The 17,511-nt window shown below is 54.9% G+C and carries 20 protein-coding genes and 1 pseudogene; 12 read left to right on the top strand and 9 right to left on the bottom strand.

Going from position 1 to position 17,511, the window contains the following annotated elements:
* Window positions 1–93: 93 nt before the first annotated feature.
* Window positions 94–1,113, top strand: coding sequence for a MutS-related protein (locus ACQ86N_RS19595; protein WP_431217493.1), 1,020 nt, complete (start codon window positions 94–96; stop codon window positions 1,111–1,113).
* A gap of 110 nt (window positions 1,114–1,223) precedes the next feature.
* Here the strand turns inward: ACQ86N_RS19595 and dnaK are convergent, their stop codons facing one another.
* From dnaK to ACQ86N_RS19610, 3 genes are all read right to left on the bottom strand, one after another.
* A complete protein-coding gene (gene dnaK / locus ACQ86N_RS19600; protein WP_431216600.1) occupies window positions 1,224–2,597 on the bottom strand; it encodes a molecular chaperone DnaK in 1,374 nt (457 codons plus the stop codon).
* Window positions 2,575–3,126 carry an Hsp70 family protein gene (locus ACQ86N_RS19605; protein WP_431216601.1) on the bottom strand — a complete coding sequence of 184 codons (552 nt, stop codon included), beginning with the start codon at window positions 3,124–3,126 and terminating at the stop codon, window positions 2,575–2,577. Before ACQ86N_RS19605 ends, dnaK begins: the two co-directional genes overlap by 23 nt.
* 182 nt (window positions 3,127–3,308) lie before the next feature.
* Window positions 3,309–4,685, bottom strand: a complete 1,377-nt coding sequence (locus ACQ86N_RS19610; RefSeq protein ID WP_431216602.1) for an HAD-IB family phosphatase — start codon at window positions 4,683–4,685, stop codon at window positions 3,309–3,311.
* Window positions 4,686–4,821: 136 nt separating this feature from the next.
* On the opposite strand from ACQ86N_RS19610, the gene ACQ86N_RS19615 reads away from it, so the two are divergent.
* The 3 genes from ACQ86N_RS19615 (at window position 4,822) to ACQ86N_RS19625 (ending at window position 5,828) form a co-directional block, all read left to right on the top strand.
* Window positions 4,822–5,262 (top strand): helix-turn-helix transcriptional regulator, encoded by a 441-nt coding sequence (locus ACQ86N_RS19615; RefSeq protein WP_431216603.1) that lies wholly within the window; start codon window positions 4,822–4,824, stop codon window positions 5,260–5,262.
* A 182-nt stretch (window positions 5,263–5,444) separates the two neighbouring features.
* Window positions 5,445–5,618, top strand: a complete 174-nt coding sequence (locus ACQ86N_RS19620; RefSeq protein ID WP_431216604.1) for a hypothetical protein — start codon at window positions 5,445–5,447, stop codon at window positions 5,616–5,618.
* Window positions 5,619–5,678: 60 nt separating this feature from the next.
* Entirely contained in the window at window positions 5,679–5,828 is a 150-nt protein-coding gene (locus ACQ86N_RS19625) for a hypothetical protein (protein ID WP_431216605.1), read from the top strand.
* A gap of 35 nt (window positions 5,829–5,863) precedes the next feature.
* On the opposite strand, the gene ACQ86N_RS19630 is transcribed toward ACQ86N_RS19625, so the two are convergent.
* Complete coding sequence (locus ACQ86N_RS19630; RefSeq protein WP_431216606.1) at window positions 5,864–6,367, bottom strand: GtrA family protein; 504 nt, start codon at window positions 6,365–6,367, stop codon at window positions 5,864–5,866.
* Between the two features lie 318 nt (window positions 6,368–6,685).
* On the opposite strand from ACQ86N_RS19630, the gene ACQ86N_RS19635 reads away from it, so the two are divergent.
* The 4 genes and pseudogenes from ACQ86N_RS19635 to ACQ86N_RS19650 all read left to right on the top strand — a co-directional run bounded on the left by ACQ86N_RS19635 (window position 6,686) and on the right by ACQ86N_RS19650 (window position 8,476).
* A complete protein-coding gene (locus ACQ86N_RS19635) occupies window positions 6,686–7,036 on the top strand; it encodes a hypothetical protein (protein ID WP_431216607.1) in 351 nt (116 codons plus the stop codon).
* The gene (argS, locus tag ACQ86N_RS19640) at window positions 7,036–7,401 is read left to right on the top strand and encodes an arginine--tRNA ligase (protein ID WP_431217494.1); all 366 of its coding nucleotides are present in this window, start codon (window positions 7,036–7,038) and stop codon (window positions 7,399–7,401) included. The genes ACQ86N_RS19635 and argS (ACQ86N_RS19640) overlap by 1 nt, the downstream gene beginning before the upstream one ends.
* Window positions 7,391–7,981: pseudogene (argS, locus tag ACQ86N_RS19645) on the top strand (arginine--tRNA ligase); the annotation flags it as partial. The gene argS (ACQ86N_RS19640) and the pseudogene argS (ACQ86N_RS19645), both read left to right, overlap by 11 nt.
* Before the next feature lie 78 nt (window positions 7,982–8,059).
* Window positions 8,060–8,476: a DALR anticodon-binding domain-containing protein gene (locus ACQ86N_RS19650; RefSeq protein WP_431217495.1), complete on the top strand. Its 417-nt coding sequence runs from the start codon at window positions 8,060–8,062 to the stop codon at window positions 8,474–8,476.
* A gap of 90 nt (window positions 8,477–8,566) precedes the next feature.
* On the opposite strand, the gene ACQ86N_RS19655 is transcribed toward ACQ86N_RS19650, so the two are convergent.
* On the bottom strand, window positions 8,567–9,511 hold the full coding sequence (locus tag ACQ86N_RS19655) for an alpha amylase C-terminal domain-containing protein (RefSeq protein ID WP_431216608.1): 945 nt from the start codon (window positions 9,509–9,511) through the stop codon (window positions 8,567–8,569).
* Window positions 9,512–9,591: 80 nt separating this feature from the next.
* Window positions 9,592–10,521: an alpha-amylase family glycosyl hydrolase gene (locus ACQ86N_RS19660; RefSeq protein WP_431216609.1), complete on the bottom strand. Its 930-nt coding sequence runs from the start codon at window positions 10,519–10,521 to the stop codon at window positions 9,592–9,594.
* Between the two features lie 187 nt (window positions 10,522–10,708).
* Here ACQ86N_RS19660 and ACQ86N_RS19665 point away from each other — a divergent pair, with 187 nt between their 5' ends.
* The 4 genes from ACQ86N_RS19665 to ACQ86N_RS19680 all read left to right on the top strand — a co-directional run bounded on the left by ACQ86N_RS19665 (window position 10,709) and on the right by ACQ86N_RS19680 (window position 14,255).
* Window positions 10,709–11,758 (top strand): hypothetical protein, encoded by a 1,050-nt coding sequence (locus tag ACQ86N_RS19665; RefSeq protein WP_431216610.1) that lies wholly within the window; start codon window positions 10,709–10,711, stop codon window positions 11,756–11,758.
* Complete coding sequence (locus tag ACQ86N_RS19670; protein WP_431216611.1) at window positions 11,755–12,174, top strand: hypothetical protein; 420 nt, start codon at window positions 11,755–11,757, stop codon at window positions 12,172–12,174. Before ACQ86N_RS19665 ends, ACQ86N_RS19670 begins: the two co-directional genes overlap by 4 nt.
* Before the next feature lie 288 nt (window positions 12,175–12,462).
* Window positions 12,463–13,443, top strand: a complete 981-nt coding sequence (locus ACQ86N_RS19675) for an outer membrane beta-barrel protein (protein WP_431217496.1) — start codon at window positions 12,463–12,465, stop codon at window positions 13,441–13,443.
* Window positions 13,444–13,505: 62 nt separating this feature from the next.
* Window positions 13,506–14,255 carry a GLPGLI family protein gene (locus ACQ86N_RS19680; RefSeq protein WP_431216612.1) on the top strand — a complete coding sequence of 250 codons (750 nt, stop codon included), beginning with the start codon at window positions 13,506–13,508 and terminating at the stop codon, window positions 14,253–14,255.
* Here the strand turns inward: ACQ86N_RS19680 and ACQ86N_RS19685 are convergent.
* From ACQ86N_RS19685 to ACQ86N_RS19695, 3 genes are read right to left on the bottom strand one after another with little or no spacing between them, the layout of a single operon-like run.
* Window positions 14,250–14,738, bottom strand: a complete 489-nt coding sequence (locus ACQ86N_RS19685) for a cyclomaltodextrinase C-terminal domain-containing protein (protein ID WP_431216613.1) — start codon at window positions 14,736–14,738, stop codon at window positions 14,250–14,252. The genes ACQ86N_RS19680 and ACQ86N_RS19685 overlap by 6 nt on opposite strands.
* Complete coding sequence (locus ACQ86N_RS19690; protein ID WP_431216614.1) at window positions 14,672–15,616, bottom strand: alpha-amylase family glycosyl hydrolase; 945 nt, start codon at window positions 15,614–15,616, stop codon at window positions 14,672–14,674. Before ACQ86N_RS19690 ends, ACQ86N_RS19685 begins: the two co-directional genes overlap by 67 nt.
* Complete coding sequence (locus tag ACQ86N_RS19695) at window positions 15,550–17,472, bottom strand: MFS transporter (protein ID WP_431216615.1); 1,923 nt, start codon at window positions 17,470–17,472, stop codon at window positions 15,550–15,552. The genes ACQ86N_RS19690 and ACQ86N_RS19695 overlap by 67 nt, the downstream gene beginning before the upstream one ends.
* Window positions 17,473–17,511: the final 39 nt, after the last annotated feature.

Here is a 17,511-nt window from a genome sequence, read left to right on the forward strand (position 1 = left end):
TTATTTATACAATCTACCTGTCTCGCGCATCCGCTGATACCCGCGGACCGTCGCGTCGCCAACGACTTCTCCATCGGAAAGGACGAGCGGCTGATCCTCGTCACAGGGTCTAACATGTCCGGCAAGACGACCTTCCTCCGGACGATCGGCGTCAACCTCCTGATGGCCCAGTGCGGCCTGCCCGTCTGCGCCGCCAGCTGGTCCTTCACGCCGATGGCCCTGCTCACCTCGCTGCGCATCAGCGATTCCCTGCAGGAACAGACCTCCTATTTCATGGCCGAACTGAAGAAGCTCCGCAACATCGTTCACCGCCTCGATACCGGCATCCCCGCCCTCGTACTCATCGACGAGATCCTCCGCGGCACCAATTCCGAAGACAAGACCCACGGCTCGGAGCTCTTTATCCGCAAACTGATCCGGTACAACTGTCTCTCGCTATTCGCCACCCACGACCTCCTGCTCGGCCAGCTGGAAGAGGAGATGCCCGACAAGGTGCGCAACTATTGTTTTGAGAGCGTGATCGACGGAGAGAATCTACATTTTAACTACCAACTCCAAAGAGGAGTAAGCGCGCAACCGCAACGCGTCCTTCCTGATGAAACAGATGGAGATCATCTGACCCGAGGACACCGGTCATCCCACCTCGCTACCCGTCGTCCATCCCGCCCTGTTATCCGCCGGACAAAAAAGCCCGCTCAATTCATGAGCGGGCGCTACGCTGATCATAACCTCACCTTAACTTTATCAGTAACCGAAACCGGTAACAATTCTCGGATTTCTGAGGCCCATGCGCCGGCCATTGCGACGCATATTCCACATCTGCAAAGCTCCGAAAGAGCCTTTGCGCGGGTTGGTCAGGAGTTCTTTCGCAAGAGTCTCTTTTACCTCGGCCGTGAGATTTTTCAGGATAGAAGGTTCCATTTGCACTTTACCGTGCATGACATCACTATTCATAACTTACGTTTTTACTATTACTTAAAAAATTTTGGAGCAACCACGGAGAATGAGAAAAGGAAGCATCGTTGCGAGAAGTTCAACAGGCCTTGTCTATTTCAACAACCGGCATCCAACCGGCTTGTACATACTGAGATCGATCTGATCGTGGCGAGCTAATACGTTTTAGTTGCTCAATTCGGGTGCAAAATTACACATTATTCTGGTATATGCAAACAAAAAAAGCCCCGAATTTCTCCGGGCTTCTCAATCATCTATATATCAACTGATTACTTAACTTCTTCGAACTCCGCGTCGGTCACATTTTCTCCGCCGCTGCTCTGCTGGCCACCAGGAGCGCCTTCGCCACCGGGCTGTCCGCCCGCCTGCTGGGTAGCCTTGTACATCTCTTCGGATGCGGCCGTCCAGGCGTTGTTCATCTCGGCAACAGCTGCATCGATAGCAGAGATATCGCCCGACTTCTGTGCGTCCTTCAGCTTGCTCAGCGCAGTCTCGATCGGAGCCTTCTTGTCAGCCGGCAGCTTGTCGCCGAATTCCTTCAGCTGCTTTTCCGTCTGGAAGATCAGGCTGTCGGCCTGGTTGACCTTGTCGACCTTCTCGCGGGCTGCCTTGTCGGTAGACTCGTTGGCCTTTGCTTCTGCCTTCATCCTTTCGACCTCTTCCTTGCTGAGACCGCTGCCGGCCTCGATGCGGATCTTCTGCTCTTTGCCCGTGCCCTTGTCTTTCGCGGTCACGTGCAGGATGCCGTTGGCGTCGATGTCGAAGATGACTTCGATCTGCGGAACGCCGCGCGGAGCCGGCGGGATCCCGTCGAGGTTGAAGGTACCCAGACTCTTGTTCTGCGAAGCCATCGGGCGTTCACCCTGCAGGACATGTATCTGTACACCGGGCTGGCTATCGCTGGCCGTAGAGAAGGTCTCGGACTTCTTGGTCGGGATCGTCGTATTGGAATCGATCAGCCTGGTCATCACACCACCCATCGTCTCGATACCCAGCGAGAGAGGCGTAACGTCGAGCAGGAGCACGTCCTTTACTTCACCCGTCAACACCGCACCCTGGATAGCCGCGCCGATAGCAACTACTTCGTCGGGGTTTACACCCTTATTGGGCTTCTTGCCAAAGAACTTTTCAACGATATCCTGTACCTTGGGGATACGGGTAGAACCACCTACCAGGATCACCTCGTCGATCTGGGACGTCGAGATACCGGCGTCTTTCAGCGCCTGCTCGCAGGGCTTCAGACACCTTTCGAAAAGACTGTCGGCAAGCTGTTCGAACTTTGCACGGGTCAGCTTCTTCACCAGGTGCTTGGGAACACCGTCCACCGCCGTGATATAAGGCAGATTGATCTCCGTTTCGCTCGAAGACGAAAGCTCGATCTTGGCCTTTTCAGCGGCTTCCTTCAGACGCTGCAGGGCCATAGGGTCCTTGCGCAGGTCGACGTTCTCGTCCTTCCTGAACTCTTCGGCCAGCCAGTCCATCACCACTTTATCGAAATCGTCGCCGCCCAGGTGGGTGTCGCCATTGGTTGATTTTACTTCGAAGACGCCGTCGCCCAGTTCGAGGATGGAAATATCGAATGTACCACCACCCAGGTCGAATACGGCGATCTTCTCGTCCTTACCTGCCTTGTCCAGTGCCATACGCCAGGGCTGCAGCAGTAGGTTCGTTTACGATACGACGGACGGTCAGACCGGCGATCTCACCGGCTTCCTTCGTCGCCTGACGCTGTGCGTCGTTGAAGTAGGCGGGTACCGTGATCACGGCTTCCGTTACTTCCTGACCCAGATAGTCCTCCGCCGTCTTCTTCATTTTCTGAAGGATCATAGCGGAAATCTCCTGGGGCGTATATAAACGGCCGTCTATGTCAATACGTACCGTATTATTGTCACCTTTTACCACTTTATAGCTCCAATGCGTGATCTCATTGGTCACTTCGTCATAACGACGGCCCATGAACCGTTTTACGGACATGATCGTATTGATCGGGTTCGTGATGGCCTGACGCTTGGCAGGATCCCCAACTTTGCGCTCTCCGTTTTTCAGGAAACCGACGATCGACGGGGTCGTGCGGCGACCCTCGTCATTGGCGATCACGACGGGCTCATTCCCTTCCATGACGGCCACGCAACTGTTCGTCGTGCCGAGGTCTATTCCTATGATTTTTCCCATATTGTTTATCTTATTTTAAAGGTTTGAAATTTTGAATCCACCCGATATCCTTGACAATCATTATGCCACGGCCCCAAAAATGCAAAAATGGCAGGCCGTCAGTCCGGCTCTGCCATCCAAGTATTATTTCGGCCAAATTAGTCTTTTCCTCCCGTCAGGCTGTCCGGTACCCGCAGCCACCCCTATCGGACCACGTCCAGGACCGGCATCAGCGATTCCCCCCGAAATACGTAGTCGGCCACTTTATCCACATCCGGCGAGGTCGAATTAAAGCTGATCCCCGTACCCGCCATTTTGACCATGCAGACATCGTTCTCCCCGTCCCCGACTGCCACGGAATCTGCCAGACTGATCCCAAACCGGTGCAGAATGTACTGGAACATATTGGACTTACAGTGGTCGTGTTCGCACCGGCTAAACCGGTCCTTCAACAGCTGCGAGGGTATCCGGACTTCCCCGGTCGCCACGCTCTTCTGGAACTCGAGCTCATTTCCCAGCGTGAAATCAAGTCCCAGCATGTTCTTGACATGGTTGGCAATAGCGTGATAACTGTCGCTGATGATCCCGCAGACATAACCGCGCACCTGCAGCTCCCGCACCACCTGCACCGCGTCCCCGATCAGGGGAATAGATTCCACAACGTTGATCAGTTCTGCAAAGCTCCTACCCTCCAGCAGCCGGGCTATCTTCTGTGTCTTTATGAAATTGCTTTTGGGCTGTGCCTGTATATCGGCCAGCTCTTTGGTGAATCCGAAATGCTGGGCCGCCGCCTTTATAAAACTCCCCTGCAGCAGCGTATAGTCCATGTCGAAAACGATCATCTTCTTGGGCTGCCGGACCATTTCCTTTAGCGCGAACTCCACCTGTTCACGCATCAGATGGGGCGTATCGTCATCCTGTCTCCTGCCGCCATCGAAGATGTTCACCCGCTTGAAAATGGCATTGGCTACCTGCTTGGACATACGGCCAAGAACATGCAGCGGATGGCGGTCATTCTCGACCTCGCCTACACAGACCTCTTTGATCCGCGCGTTGACATTGTGCATATCGATCAGCAGTCCGATGTCGACTCCGTAGTCGTTGTCGAACTCGACCTTTTGAAGAATGGATTTCTTACCGGCGATCATGCCGCTCAGCGGCTGTTTGAACTGCAGCAAATGCGGGAAGAAGAACTCCAGCATTGGCTTGACCAGAATTTCGGCTACCCTTCCGCTCTGCCGCTCGAAATAAGATTTTACGAAATCAGCTTCCCCGCGAACCAGCGGCTCAGCCAGCATACCGACGATATCGGCTTCGAAATTGGGCGTATCCGCCTCCAGGAATACCAGTATTTCATTGCCGGCCATCAACAGCCCTTCCCGCATCGAATCCCCTTTTCCAACATGGGTGCTCGTTATAACCCTCACCCCTTCCTCTTTCTTCGCTTCGGCGATGGTGTTGTCCGTGGACATATCATCGACGACAATTATCTCATTCACCAGCTCGCTTCTCTTCGCCTGGCGGATCACCTGGCGTATCGTTTTTTCTTCATTAAGAGCGGGAATGATCACTGTTACCATAGGCTTGTAGTTTGAGATCAGCATCTGTAAAGTTACGAAAAAGACACTGTGGACTCCCCTAAAATTGTGCCAGCAAGTTCTTGTAATTGTTTGAAAAACAAGAATTAAATTTGGAAGTGCAAATTTTAATGCCTACATGCCAATCACCACGGACACATATCGCAGGGTCGTAGCCGCGAAACTATATATCGACGGCAATTTTCGGGGCTCGCTCGACCTGGACACGCTTGCCCGGGAGGCCTGCATCTCGCGCTATCATTTCCACCGGCTGTTCACGCGGATCTACCGGCTCACGCCGCACCAGTACCTGACCCGCAAACGAATCGAACACGCCCGTCTCTGCCTGGCGGCCCGCGACCTCAGCGTCACCGAGATCTGCAACGACGTCGGCTTCGAAAGCATCGGCTCCTTCAGTCTTCTCTTTAAAAAGGAGATGGGAACTCCCCCCACCAGCTACCGCGACGAAGCCTGGCGCAGAGAACGGCAGACCCTCGAACAGCCGCGCAGCTTAATTCCCCATTGCTTCATCGAGAACTTCGGGGTCGATACGCCTTCGTCCAACGAGCCTCCGCAGTGAACCGCCGACACTCCGCCATTCCAAATCCCTTTCCACGAGATCGCCACCAGCACCATCGTCCCGATCAATTCCCCCTACCCCGACCAAAAGCAATTCTCAATAAGGGCTTCCCTGCAGGAACGCTTAGCTTTGGTCCATAAATAAATAATTTATGATCACGAAGCTCTCTCACGTCACCTTCTATGTCCAGGACCGAGGACAAGGCCTATGATTTTTATGTGAACAAACTGGGATTCAAGGTCAACACCGACGCCAAAATGGACAACGGATTCCGCTGGCTGACGGTCAGTCCACCCCAACAGCCCGATCTGGAGATTGCCCCTCCTTTCCCCTCTGGACGGCGGAATGCATTTTGACGAAGAAGCCCGCAACGCATTTAAAGTGCTGTTGGAAAAGGAGCCCTCGGCGCCGCCGTCATGGACTCCACCGACTGCCGGGCCACCTACGAAGAACTAAAAGAAAAGGGAGTATCCTTCAAATCCGAGCCAAAAGAGCAGTTCTACGGCATCGAAGCCATTATGTCCGACGGCGTCGGCAACTGGTTCAGCATGACACAGCGCAAATGAACGCGGCTACGCCTGCCACGGCTGTGAACCGGCGTCTAGTCCACCTGCCGGTTCTCGGCTTCCGTCTTGAACGTAAAATTTTTCTGCGTGAGATAGCTGAACGTCACCACGATAATCGTCGTCAGAACCTTCGACACCGTAGGATAAATATGAAACTGCTCCACAAAGAGCTTGATAAAGATATAGTTCAGGACCAGGCAAATGATCACCAGCAGGAAATACCGGAACAACTGTACCCTCCCGTGCAGCGTCGACTCCGTAAACACAACGTTCCGCATCAAAAAGAACCCCAGCGGAAAACTGACACAGAAGGCTATCAGGATCGACGCAATATGCGGCTTGATCACCAGAAAGCCCAGGTCAACGTCGTGCTTGTGCAGGATAAAATTATAGGCAACCCCGTACATGACGATATCAACGATCGTGTTCGCACCCCCGCAGGCCGCATAGCGAAAGGTCTGCAAAGGCATAAACCTGCTAAACAAGGGATAAAAGAAATCTATAAAAGAAATGATGTTATTTTTCAGTATCTGTGTCATTCCCGTTAAAACTCCAAATATACTACCAATTGGTCGTTCTAAAGTTAAAAAATAGCTACGATTTCGCACGGCGGAACCACCGCGGCGGACCTGGGGCGACACCTCAAACACCCGCCCCGGCCAGGCCGGAACACCCCGCAACCCCGCACTTCAGCAAGACCCCAACACCAGACAACCCCGCACCTCAGCAGGACCCCAACACCAGACAACCCGCCACCCCGGCAAGACCCCAACACCCCGAAAAGCTTTACCCAATTGCCTGACTTGCCGTACCTTTGCAGCCAACCTGTAAAAAAAATTACAGTCAACCGCGAATCAATGGACATTATTAGTCAGATCAGAACAGCCGCCAGCAATGCCCTGAAAGAGAAATTCCAGTTCGACCTGGCCCCCGCCGACATCGCCGTCAACGAGACCAAACCGGAATTCGAGGGCGACTATACGGTGGTGTTGTTCTCGTTTGTCAAACAACTGAAGAAATCTCCCGACGCTCTCGGCAACGAGCTCGGCCGTGCGCTGCTCGCCGCCAACCCCGGGCTTTTCTCCGGCTTTAATGTCATCAAGGGCTTTCTCAACCTCACTGTGGCCGACAGCCGCTGGATCGACTTCCTGCGGACCGAATACGCCAACCCGGCCTTTGGCCGCCAGCCCTCCAACGGGAAAAAGTGATGGTGGAGTATTCCTCCCCCAATACCAACAAACCACTCCACCTCGGACACCTCCGGAACAATTTCCTCGGCTGGAGCATCGCCGAGATCTATAAAGCGGGCGGATATGAGATCGTCAAGACCTGCATCGCCAACGACCGCGGTATTCATATTTGCAAGAGCATGGTCGCCTGGCAGCTGTTTGCCAACGGCGCCACTCCCGAGAGCACGGGCCTCAAAGGCGACCACCTCGTCGGCGATTATTATGTCCTCTTCGGAACCGTCCACAAAGAGCAGATGGCCGAACTCATCGCCGGCGGGATGGACAAGGACCAGTGCCGAGAAAGAGGCGCCCATCATGAAGATGGCGCAGCAGATGCTGGTTGACTGGGAAGCAGGCAAACCCGACGTTATCGAACTCTGGAAGAAAATGAACAGCTGGGTCTATGCCGGCTTCGACGTCACCTACAAACGCATCGGCAGCGACTTCGACAAGACATATTACGAAAGCAACACCTATCTGCTCGGCAAAGAACTCGTCGAACAGGGATTCGAAAAAGGCGTCTTCTTTAAAAAGGACGACGGCAGTGTCTGGATCGACCTCACCGCCGATGGCCTCGACCAGAAGATCGTCCAGCGCAGGGACGGGACAGCCGTCTATATCACCCAGGACATCGGACTCGCGGTAAAAAGAACGAGGAGTTCCACTCCGACCTCAGCATCTACGTGGTTGGCGACGAACAGAACTACCACTTCCGGGTACTCAAACTGATTCTGCCAAAAACTCGGCCTCCCCTCCGCCGACGGCATCTTCCACCTCAGCTACGGCATGGTCGAACTGCCCACCGGCCGCATGAAAACGAGGGAAGGCACCGTCGTCGACGCCGACGACATCCTCGACGAAATGATCAGCGAAGCGGAAAAGAAGACAAAAGAACAGGGAAAAACAGAAGGCTTTACAGAGTCAGAACTGAAAGACCTCTACGATATCATCGGCATCGGGGGCCTCAAATTCTTCCTCCTTCGCGTCGATCCCAAAAAGAAGATGGTCTTCAACCCGGAGGAATCCATCGACCTCCACGGTTATACCGCCACCTTTATTCAGTATGCCTTTGCCCGTATCCGCAGCGTGCTCCGCAAGGAAGGCGCGTCCGGCGACCAGCCGGTCGCCTTCGATGCCCCACACGAAGCCCTGCTGCCCGCGGAAAAAGAACTCCTCGTCACCGCCGAGAAATTCCCTGCCGTCCTGACCCAGGCACTGGACGAAATGAGCCCGTCGGTTGTTTCAGCCTACGCCTTCGGGCTGGCTCAGGCCTTCAATACATTTTATAATCTGCATTCCATCGCCAACGCCGAAACACCCGGCAAAAAAGCGCTTCGCCTGCAGCTGGCACAGCTGACGTCAACCATCCTTCGTTCAGCACTGGCCCTGCTCGGCATCCGCGTCCCCGAAAGAATGTAATCCGTGAACCACACGGTTCACGCCACCACCCGGCGCGCCGGCCTCGGTAAACCGGCGCGCGGTTTACTTCCACAGGAATCGCGGCACCCCCTATTTCAACACCACCGCCCCCAGCGGCGGCAAATGCACGATCAATTCATATACATCATCCGTCTCATCCACCAGATTGACCGTCACCGACGGATTATTCGTATCCCCCGTCCCCCAGTACTTCCGGTCATCACTGTTGAAGATCTCCTTCCACGCCGTCTTCCCCCGCGTATAGACCTTCCAGTCCCGCCGCACCACCGGCGTAAAATTCAGGATCACCAGCACGTCGTCGGCAGGATTCTTCCCCTTCCGGCGGTACACCGCCACGCTCTCGCCGCGGTGGTTGAGGTCGACCCATTCGAACCCGCACGCATTGAACTGATTCTCATACAACGCCGGCTCGCCGCGAAGCAGCAAATTCAGGTCACGGACACAGTCTTTCATCATCCGGTGCGAATCGAACTTCAGCAGCTCCCACTGCAGCTCGGTCTTGTAGTTCCACTCCGAAGTAGCCGCAAACTCGTCGCCCATGAACAACAGCTTGCCGCCGGGATGGGTCATCATATAGGAGTAGAGTAGCCGAAGATTGGCGAATTTCTGCCATTCGTCGCCCGGCATCTTATAGATCATCGGCGATTTGCCGTGAACGACCTCGTCGTGACTCAGCGGCAGCACGAAATTCTCGTCGTAGTAGTACATCATACTAAAGGTAAACTTGTCCTGGTGGTCCTTGCGGTAGATGGGGTCCATCTTAAAAAAGTCCAGGGTGTCGTGCATCCAGCCCATCATCCATTTCATCCCGAACCCGAGCCCGCCGGCAAAGGTCGGACGGCTCACCCCCGGCCAGTCGGTCGCCTCCTCGGCGATGGTCTGCACGTCGGGGAAATCGCGGTAGACGGTCTCGTTCAAGTCTTTTATAAAGGCGATCGCCTCGAGGTTGCCGTCACCGCCATGCTCGTTGGGCTCCCATTCTCCCTCCTCGCGCGAATAGTTCAGTTTCAGCATCGAACTGACCGCATCCACCCGTAGTCCATCCGCATGGAATTTGTCCAGCCAGAACCGCGCATTGCTGATCAGGAACGATTTTACCTCCCCCGCTTGTAGTTGAAGATATAGCTGTTCCAGTCGGGGTGAAAGCCCTTCCGCATATCGGCGTATTCATAGGTGTTTGCGCCGTCGAAGAGATAGAGCCCGTGATAGTCATAGGGAAAATGCGACGGTACCCAGTCGAGGATGACCCCGATGCCTTCCCGGTGAAAAGCCTCCACCAGCGCCATAAAGCCCTGCGGATCGCCGAATCTCGAGGTCGGCGCATAGTACCCCGTCCCCTGATAGCCCCGGCTGCCGTCGAACGGATGTTCCATCACCGGCATCAGCTCCACGTGCGTAAAACCCATCTGTTTTACATAAGGGACCAGCAGCTCCTGCAACTGAGCATAGGTGTTATACCGCTCTTCGTCGTACTTATCCGGCCGCATCCAGCTGGCCAGATGCACTTCGTAGACACTCCAGGGCGATTCCATGGAATTGTGCTCCTTTCGCCCCGCCATCCACTCCCCGTCCTTCCAGTCGTAGTCCAGCTCCCAGGTGATCGAGGCCGTCATCGGCCGCATCTCCCAAAAGTACGCATAGGGATCACCTTTATCCAGCGTCCCGCCGTTGAATCCCTTTATATGATATTTATAGGCTTCGCCCGCGGGAATGTCCGGGATAAAACCTTCCCAGACGCCGCTCCGGTCCAGCCTGACATACAGCGGATGGATATCCGGCGTCCAGTCGTTGAAATTCCCGATCACGGATATAGCCGTTGCATTCGGCGCCCAAACGGCAAAATAAAAGCCCGCCCTCCCGAGGACCTCCCTACGGTGACTTCCGAAAAAATTGTATAGACGATAGTGCGTCCCATGCTGAAAATTTCGGATATCTTCTTCCGTGAAAAGCGAGTAGTTCCATACCGGCTTTGACGCGTCTACAAAATGTGTCTCTTCATATTTCTGTCCAACTGATGTATCCACGGGAAATGTTTTATATGTGTGGTAAAAAGGCGTAGTTCTCTTTAACGTAAATTTAAGGGATCGTCCTTGCATATCCTTCGATTTGAAACTAATTTGGCTCGCGCAAGTGTGGAAAGTCGTAGAAACTGCATCCCCCGGTACAATTATTATTCTCCTATATGGCCAAGCTGACCTGTTTAACCTTCCTATGCCTCGTATTATGCCTCGGCGTAACTACCGCCGGTCTGGCACAATCTTCCCGAATCACCGGCACCGTCTCCGACACAGCGGAAAAAGAAATCTCAGCTACGGTTCGGTACTCCTTCTTCGCCCCGCCGACTCGATCCTGGTCCAGCATAGCCGCACCGACGCAACCGGCCGGTTTAGCCTAAAGAACATTCCCTTCGGACACTACCTCATCGTCGTTACCTACCCCAACTATGCCGATTTCGTCGACGAGCTGACGGTAAAAGATACCGGGACACTCACCCTCCCCATCATCGGGATGGTGCTGAAGAGCAAACTCCTCCAGGAGGTCGTCGTCAGCGGCAACAAAGGCGCCATCCGCCTGAAAGGGGACACGACCGAGTTCAACGCCGACAGTTTTCGCACCCAGCCCAACGCCACCGTCGAAGACCTGCTGAAAAAATTACCCGGCATACAGGTCGACAAGAACGGAAAGATCACCGCCCAGGGCCAGGCGGTAAAAAAGGTCCTGGTTGACGGCGAAGAATTCTTCGGCGACGACCCCACCCTCGTCACCCAAAACCTCCGGGCCGACATGGTCGACAGGGTACAGGTCTACGACAAGAAAAGCGACCAGGCCACCTTCACCGGCATCGACGACGGACAACGCGACAAAACCATCAATCTGAAACTGAAGGACGGCAAGAAGAACGGCTATTTCGGCCGCGCCAATGCCGGCCGTGCCACGGACGGCTATTATGACTACCAACTGATGGCCAACTATTTCAAGAATAAAGCAAAGCTCGCCGGCTATGGCATTATTTCCAACACCGGCAAGACGGGTCTCAACTGGAACGAACAGGACACCTATGGCCAGAGCTTCGCCGCCGGCGCCGACGTCGACGAGAATACCGGCATGGTCAGCATCTCCGGCGGTTCGCGCGACGAACTCGACTCTGGTCCGGCCGGTTCGAGGGCCAGGGGATACCCTCCGTCAGGACAGGTGGACTGCACTATAACAATAAATTCAACGACGAACAGCAGTCCCTCAACGCCAACTACAAATACATGATGCTGGACGTCAACGGCAAGAGCACCACCAACTCCCAGTACATCCTGCCGGACACGTTCTATTATAATAACCAGCACCAGGAATTCAGGAACCAGATCATCCGCAACAGTTTCAGCGGCATATATGAATATAAATTCGACAGCACTTCGTCTCTGAAAGTCATGGCCGACGGCGGAACCGACCACAAAACTACCAATAGCATCTTCCACACCGAAGCCCTCGCCAGCGACTCCGCCCTGGTCAACCAGAACGACCGGACGACCTCGACCACAGGCGACAAACACACCGTCAACAGCAACCTCCTCTGGCGTAAAAAGCTACCAAAGAAAGGCCGGACCATCTCCCTGAACGTCCGTGAGAACTATTCGGGAAAACAGATCGGACGGCTTTCTGAACTCCGATACCCGTCTCTATGACAACGGCGGGTCTCTATTTAAAGACTCGCTGATCGACCAGTTCAAGAACTCCTACACGCAAAATCTGCTGCTGGACTCGAGGGCCACCTATACCGAACCGCTCTCCAAATCCTCCTTCCTGTCGGCCAGCTACGGCGTCACCGTCAACAACACCCGTTCGAACCGCAATTCCTTTAATAAGGCGACAGGCGGCAAATACAGCGAACTTGATTCACTGTACAGCAACGACTACCAATATAATATCTTCTCCCACAGGGGCGGCCTGACCTACAACCTCGTCAAAAGAAGCTGCGCTTCTCCGCCGGCAACGACCTCGGCTTTACGAGCTGGAAACAGAGCGACATGCACGCGGACACGTCCTTCAAACGCAGCTTTGTCAACTGGTATCCGAACGCTTCGGTCACCTACTCCTTTACCAATATGCAGAGGATCTTCCTCCGCTATTCAGGGAATACATCCCAGCCGGACCTCCAGCAGATACAGCCCCTCCGCACCAACGAAGACCCGCTCAACATCACGATCGGCAACCCGGACCTCAAGCCCTCGTTCACCAATCGCCTGCAAATGTTCTATAACAACTACAACGTCCTTTCAGACAGAGGCATGTACGCCAACTTCTCGTATAATTTCACCGGGAACGCCATCGGCAACAGCAGTTATGTCGACTCCGTAGGGAAAAGGGTGACGCAATACGTCAACGTCGACGGCAACCGCAGCCTGTTCGGCTACGCGGGCTACAGCATGCGGTTCCACAAACCCCATATCAACCTCGAATTCTACGGCAACGCCAGCAACAGCACGAACGTCAGCGTCGTCAACAACCTGAAGAATAAGACCACCAGCGGAACATACGGCGTCGGTACCAGCATCGGCTGGTCCATAGAAAAGAAATTCGATCTTTCCGTCCGGTATAACCCCACCTACACCCAGAGCCATTCGACCATCAACACCGGCGTAACCACCCACTACTGGACCCAGTCCATACAACCCAATTTCGACTTCTTCTTCCCCCTCAAATTTCAGCTGCACGCCGACGGCGATATCAACCTCCGCCAAAAGACCACCGTATTCGACCGCAACAACAACGTCGTTCTCCTCAACGCCTGGGTCGGCAAGAAATTCCTAAAGAATGACGCCCTGCTCCTGAAAGTCGCCGGCAACGACCTTTTAAACCAGAATATCGGCTTCAACCGGACTGTAAACAGTAACTTTATTACGCAGAACACCTATACCACGATACAACGGTATTTCATGTTCTCCCTGGTCTGAATTTCACGAAGGCAGGAACACCTGCCCCTCCGGCCCGCAACTAATTACCATAAAACACTCCTATGTCTCGTATCATATTCACCCTCCTCCTGACAATCGCCGCGGCAACAAATGCCGCCGCCCAGTCCAATACCGTATTCTTATCGCAGGGAAAGATCGAATTCGAGAAGACCATCAATATGTACGCGCGCATCTCGGCAGACGACGACGGTGCCTGGTCCGACCTGCTCAAGAAAATGAACAGCCATTTCAAAAAGAGCTACTACGACCTCTACTTCAACCACGGCAAAAGCCTCTACCGCCCCGGCAGGGAATCTGGTGAAAAGGACAACATGTGGATCCAACCCCCTGCACAGGACAATATCGTCTATTCCGATATCGACAAGGACCAGGGCATCTGCCAGAAGAACATATTCGACCAGGTCTTTCTCGTACAGGACAGCCTCCGCCAGATCAAATGGAAGATCACCACCGAGACCCGCACCATCGCCGGCTTCAACTGCCGCCGTGCCAACGCCATCATCATGGACTCCATTTATGTCGTAGCCTTTTATACCGACGAGATCCTGACGTCCAGTGGCCCGGAGTCGTTTACCGGGCTGCCCGGCATGATCCTGGGCATATCCCTTCCGCACGAACACATCTCCTGGTTCGCCACAAAAGTCGAAGCCGTTCCCGTCGCGGAAACCCAGCTTGCGCCTCCAATAAAAGGAAAAAAGACCGACAGGACCGCCCTGACCAACACCGTGCGCCAGGGCCTCGGAGACAAAGGGAAATACGGAAGACGTTTCATGCAGGACGCACTGCTATAGCCTGGTCAGCTCCATCACCCACATCGTACGCCCAGGCAACACGGCTGGCGCAGCCAGCGAACGACGCTCACCTGTCAGTACGTCCGTACCCCACCGGAATCCCGCCGTCCTCTCCGTAAACCGGCCAAAATTCAACGACACCGGTCTCATACCCGTATTCATGGCACACAGTATGGTCTGTCCCGCGTCATAGCGAAAATAGACATAAAGACCTCCGGAAGGCGCATACTGCATCAGCCGGCCGGTCTTCAGTGCGGAAGCCCCCATCCGAAACTGCCCCAACCGGCTCACCAGCTGCTGCACCTGCCGCTGGTCTTCGCTAAGACCCACACCGGTAAATGCATTTACTTTGTCGCCGGGCCAGCCTCCGGGGAAATCCGGGCGGACCCACCCGTCGGGATTGGCGATACCCTTCATCAGGATCTCCGTACCATAATACAGCTGCGGTATACCCCTCGTCGTGAGCAGCCACAACAGCCCCATCTTTTGCGCGCAAGGTCCTCGCCCGTCTGCGAGAAGAACCGGCTCATATCGTGGTTGTCGAGAAACACCACATTCCGTGTCGGGTCTTCATACAGAAAATCGTTGCTCAGTGTATTGTACAGATCATTGACCCCGGCCCCGGTGGTATCCTTTACCGCGGGCACGATGCCGCTGAAATTGCACTGAAAATCCACCACACCGGGCAGATTGCTTTTATACGGAACCTCCAGATGATTGCGCGTGAAATACGCCTGGTTCGCCGTCCCGTGTACCCACGCTTCACCGAACATCGTGATGTGCGGGTACTCTTCCTGCAACTCCTTGTTGCAACGGTTCATAAAGTCCAGGTCATTGTAGATATAGGTATCGATCCTCCAGCCGTCCACGCCAAAGGTCTCCACACACCACAGGGCGTGCTGGATCAGAAATTCTGCCAGGTCCGCGTTTCCCTGGTTGAGGTCCGGCATCTGTGGCGTGAACCAACCGTCACTGCTGAGCTTTTTGTCGCCGAGCGCGGCGTGAGGGTCCAGTATCGGTTGATCGCGATAGTTAGTCTGGGTATACTGCGGCCACTGGTGCAGCCAGCTTTTCTCGGGCAGGTCCTGTATAAAAAGATGATAGAGCCCCACATGGTTGTATACCGCATCCTGTATCAGCTTCATCCCCCGGCGGTGCAGGGAGTCCGACAACCGCAAATACTGCCCCGCTCCGCCCAGCCGCGGGTCGATGGTATAGTGATCGGTGAACGCATAGCCGTGCTCGGTCCGGTCGGCCATGTCGTTGAGAAGGACAGGCGTCATCCACAGCGTGGTCACTCCCAAGCGCTGCAGATAGTCGAGGTGGTTGATGATCCCCTGCAGATCGCCCCCGTGCCGCAAAAAATAGAGTCCCGGTTCAATGACTGATCCCTCAGACCCGCAACCCGGTCATTGCCGGGGTCCCCGTTGCTGAACCGGTCCGGCATCAGAAAATAGATGAAGTCTCCGGCCCCCACGCCCTGTGCGTAAGAAACGCCATTACCGCCTCGCCGGGCCAGCAGGGGATATTGTATCACCGTCGCCGGACCCGCTCCATGGTTTATCTGAATCGGCACCTTCCCCGGCTTCACGGTCGCCGCCAGCCGCAGCCGGACAAAGAGATAGTTGGGATTGCTGACCCGATGGAATTCCGTGAGCTGTATACCCGGATAGGAGACGGACACGGTCGCACCCTCTCCGATACCCTTCGCGTGGATCATGACCTGCAGACTGGAATGTTTCATGCCTGCCCACCAGTTGGTAGGATATACCTGCTGCGCAGACGCCGCCAGGGCGACCACGAGACAGGCAAGGGTGAGGACTCGTTTTAGATAGTACATAGGTTTACTACTGTTGACCGGCAAAAAACCGGCCTTCTCCTGCTGCATCCGGATGGCCCCTCCGTCATAGACAAAAAGAACGCTGATCGCCGCGGCTATCAGACAGAAACCCGCCAGGACAATCGAGTAGACAGGCTGCCCCGCATAGAGATGTTTGACGATCCAGCCGCCAAACACGCCATTGATGATCTGCGGCAGGGTGATGAAGAAATTAAAGATCCCCATATAGATGCCCATCTTCCCCGCAGGCAGACATCCGCTGAGAATGACATAGGGCATGGACAGTATGCTTGCCCAGGCCAGGCCGACGCCGACCATCGCATAATAAAGCCCTGCAGGGGTGTGGACGAAATAGATGGCGATAAGGCCGATGCCTCCGGCCGCCAGAGAAAGGGCGTGGGTCATCTTGCGGCCGACGAGTCTTGCGATTCCCGGCAGGAACAGCGCGTAGACCGTCGCGACGAGATTATAAATGCCAAAAGCGCTGCCCACCTTATTCCCCGCTTCGTTATAAGCCGTGGTAAGCTCGTAGTGTCCCGTCAATCCGTAAACATGTGTAGCCACCGCGTCGGTAGTAAAGACCCACATGCTGAAAAGCGCAAACCAGCTAAAGAACTGCACCAGACCCAGCTGCCGCATGGTACGCGGCATTTTTTTGAAATCCTTCCAAATCTCTCCCAACCCGCCACTGCCCTCGCCCACTTCCGGCTCCCCATGATAACGCCTGTACTGGTCGGGCGCATACTCTTTGGAGAAGACCACCGTCACCAGGATAGCGATGATAAACACCGCGGCGCCGATATAGAACGAGTATTTGATATTTGGCGCGACCCCATCGGGTCCCGCCACCTGGCTTACACGCAGGCTGGCCAGCCAGTCCGGCAGTGCGGAGCCGATCACGGCACCTACCCCGATCAGAAAAGTCTGTATAGAAAATCCAAGGGTCCGCTGGCTATCGGGAAGGTTATCTGCGACCAGCGCACGGAAGGGCTCCATCGCAACGTTGAACGAGGCGTCCATCACCATAACAAACCCCGCGCCTACCCATAGTGCGGGCAGGACACCGGCCAGACCGCCGGAATTGGGAAGAAGAATCAATGCAAGCGATGAAAGAATAGCCCCCGTCAGAAAATACGGCTTTCGCCTGCCCAGCCGGTTCCAGGTCCGGTCGCTGTAGTGGCCGATCAGCGGCTGCACGATCATGCCCACAAGGGGAGCCACCAGCCAGAATAACGGCAGCTGGTCGACGTCCGCGCCGAACGACCGGAGAATACGGCTGGTATTTCCGTTCTGCAGGGCAAAGCCAAACTGTATCCCCATGAAACCAAAGCTCATGGTAAAGATCTGTCCCAGCGTCAGCGGAGGCTTGGGTTCCACCCCGCGCCGGGACCCCTCCGGGGATTGTGCAGTGGCCAT

This window comes from Puia sp. P3 (genome assembly GCF_050632245.1).
Classification (GTDB): domain Bacteria; phylum Bacteroidota; class Bacteroidia; order Chitinophagales; family Chitinophagaceae; genus Puia.